This window comes from Frankia sp. CcWB2 (assembly GCF_977927585.1).
Window position 1 is genome coordinate 1 of sequence record NZ_CDWRCM010000304.1, and the last position, 3056, is coordinate 3056.

The following is a 3056-nucleotide window of genomic DNA, read 5'->3' on the forward strand; positions in this document are numbered from 1 at the left end:
ACTACCGATCGCGGTCACCCCGACGTGATCCGAACAAGAGATCAAGCAGCTAGCTCATCGCACGCACGTGCGGAAGACAAGTCTAGCCGGCCAGCTCGGGAACCCCGGTCACCGCGGCCAGCTCGGCCAGCGTGTCCGCGACGCTGCGGTGATGGATCGCCGTCCAGCCGCGCCGACGCGCCGCCTCGCAGTTCGCGGCGGCGTCGTCGATGAGGGCGCAGCCCGGACCGGGCTGGCCGAACGTGCGTTCGGCGAGGTCGTAGATGGCCGGATCGGGCTTGCCGATCCCGATCTCATGGGAGTTGATGATTGACTCGAAGACCGACCAGTCGGGCAGCAGCGCGCGGCGCAGCGGCTCCCACTCGGCCACGCTGTTGGTCAGCAGTCCCACCCGCAGACCGGCGGCGCGGGCGCGCAGCAGCCCGTCGACCATCGCCGACTCCAGGGTGCGACCGGCATACCAGTGGTCCCCGAACCGGGACAGGTCGATGCGTGGCGGGTGGGCGGGCCCGAGGGCGTCCGTGACGAGGATCCCCCAGTCATGCTGGCTGACCATGCCCCGTTCGAGGGGGCCCAACGTGCGCAGGCCCCACGTCGCCGCCACCTGGTCGAACGCCCGGCGCAGCTCGTGGGCGGGCACGCCCGCGGCGGCGACCAGGTCGCGGAACGCCACAGCGATCGACGACGTCAGCACTCCGCCGAAATCGCACCAGATCGCCCACGGCGCCGCGCCGCCGGCCCGGAGCAGGACCTCCCCCACGGGGGCGGGGCCTCCTGCGGGCAGCGGTTCGGTCATGCCGGCTCGCCGACGACGGCGAGGTCGTCGACGAGATCGTCAGCGTCATCGACGCGCTGCCCACTGGCCGGGTCGAACAGGTGCAGTCGGCGCGCGGGCACCCGGACCCGCAGCGGTGTGCCGACGGCCGGGACGCCGGCCCGGGCCGGGACGGTCACCGCCCACCGGGCCGGGCCGGCCTCGCCCGGGTTCCCGTCCCACTCTCCGGTCTCCCCCGCCGCAGCGGCCCCGCTCACGCAGTGGACGACGACCACGTCCCCGGTGAACTCGACCACGTCGACCAGGCCCTCCATAACCAGGCCGTCACCGGCCAGGCCCGTACCGGCCACGCCGCCCGCTGCCGCGGCCCGGTCGGGCTCGGCCTCGATGACGCCGTCCCCCGGCCGCCAGCCAAGCCACACCCGGGGCAGCGCCAGCGGTCCGGCCAGCCGCGCGGACAGCCCCGGCGCCGCGAGCGCCCCACCGCCGTTCGCCACCTCGACCAGGCGCAGGTTCATCGCCGGACTGCCGACGAACGCGGCGACGAAGACGTCAGCCGGCCGGCGGTAGACCTGCTCGGGCGTGCCGGCCTGCGCCACCCGCCCGCCGTTCATGACCACCAGATGGGTGCCCATGGACAGCGCCTCGAGCTGATCGTGGGTGACGAGGACGACGGTGTTGCCCAGCTCGCGGTGCAGGCGCACGAGTTCGGCCCGGGCCTGCTGGCGTAGCTGGGCGTCGAGCGCGGAGAGGGGCTCGTCGAGCAGGAGCACACTCGGGCGGCGCACGATCGCGCGGGCAAGGCCGACGCGCTGGCGCTCGCCACCGGAGAGCTGCCCGGGCCGGCGGTGACGCAGGTCGGCGAGCCCCAGCAGGACGCAGGCCTCGGTGACCCGGCGGGAGATCTCGCTACGGCTCGGGCCCGCCCCGCCCGCCCCCGGCGCAGAAACCCGAGGCGGCCGCGGTTGTGCTTCGCCTCGAGCCGCAGGCTGAAGGCGATGTTCTGCTCGACGGTGAGATGCGGGTAGAGGGCGAAGTCCTGGAAGACCATCGAGACCCCGCGCGCGCCCGGTGGCGTCGCCGTGGCGTCCACCCCGTTGATCGTCAACCGGCCCTCGTCGGGGGTTTCCAGCCCGGTGATGACCCGCAGCGCGGTCGACTTCCCGCATCCCGACGGCCCGACGATCACGGTGAAGGAGCGGTGCGGCAGATGCAGGTCGGCGACGTCGAGCGCGGGCTGCCCGGTGCCGCCGTACCGGCGCATGATCCCACGGAAGTGCACCCCCCCGCTGGGGGCGGGGAGCTCCGGCGGTGGCGCCTCGCCGAGGATCGGCCGGCTGGTCACGGTGGTGTCGGTCATCCGGTGCTCATCTCAGGCCAGCTTGGAGGAAAGCGTCGGTGACGCGGCGGGAGGCGAAGAGGTAGACGATGATCACCGGGATCGAGGCGAGCATGGCCCCGGCGAGCAGCGGGCCGTACTCCGGGCCCTCCTGGGTCTCGAACATCTGCAGGCCCGGCTGGATGGTCGTCGTGTCCGCGTGGGGCGCGACGAGGGTGGGCCAGAGATACTCGTTCCACGTCGTGATGAACACGACGATGGCCACCGCCGCGAGCGCGGGGCGCAGCAGCGGCAGGACGATGTGGCGCAGCGTCTCGGCGTGGCTGGCGCCGTCGAGGGTCGCGGCGCCGAGCAGGGTCGGCGGGATGCCGCGGATGTGCTCGCGCAGCAGCAGCACCGCCAGCGAGCAGGTGGCCAGCTGCGGCACGATCAGCCCGGCGAAGGTGTTGCGCCAGCCCAGCCGGGCGACCAGCAGGAACTGCGGGATCATCAGGGCCTGCGGCGGGACGACGAGGGCGATGAGCACCAGCGCGGAGACGAGCCGCTGCCCGGCGTGGGAGAAACGGACGAACGACCAGGCGGCGAGCACCCCGGCGACGAGGTGCAGGACGGTCACGCCCGTCGCCATGACGAAGGTGTTCAGCAGCAGCCGGCCGATGGGGAACCCGTCGATGGCGTTGCGGTAGTTGCTCAGGCTGGCCGGGATGGGCAGCGGGCTGGCGCCGTAGATGTCCACGGGCGGCTTGAACGAGGTGGTCAGCGCCCACAGCATCGGGAAGAGCATCGCGACGACCGCCATGGCGAGTACCACGTGCCGGCCGGCGGCGCGGGCGGCCCGGACGTCAGAGCGCGGCACGGCGCCTCCTGGTCAGTGCGGTCAGCGGGGCGGCGAGGGCGGCCGCGAGCCGGGTGGTCGGCCGGTCCCGGCCCGGGGCGCCGAGC

3 protein-coding genes and 2 pseudogenes are annotated in these 3056 nt (G+C 73.7%); all 5 read right to left on the reverse strand.

Annotation, left to right across the window (positions count from 1 at the left end):
* Positions 1–82 precede the first annotated feature (82 nt).
* Positions 83–760, reverse strand: a complete 678-nt coding sequence (locus ACY45C_RS20840; RefSeq protein WP_462189248.1) for an HAD-IA family hydrolase — start codon at positions 758–760, stop codon at positions 83–85.
* Positions 761–792: 32 nt separating this feature from the next.
* Entirely contained in the window at positions 793–1548 is a 756-nt protein-coding gene (locus ACY45C_RS20845) for an ATP-binding cassette domain-containing protein (protein WP_462189250.1), read from the reverse strand.
* 36 nt (positions 1549–1584) lie between these two features.
* Positions 1585–1680, reverse strand: a pseudogene (locus ACY45C_RS20850) (hypothetical protein); the annotation flags it as partial.
* Positions 1681–1805: 125 nt separating this feature from the next.
* Positions 1806–2135 (reverse strand): annotated as a pseudogene (locus tag ACY45C_RS20855) (ATP-binding cassette domain-containing protein); the annotation flags it as partial.
* 7 nt (positions 2136–2142) lie between these two features.
* Positions 2143–2970, reverse strand: a complete 828-nt coding sequence (locus ACY45C_RS20860) for a carbohydrate ABC transporter permease (RefSeq protein WP_462189249.1) — start codon at positions 2968–2970, stop codon at positions 2143–2145.
* Positions 2971–3056 lie beyond the last annotated feature (86 nt).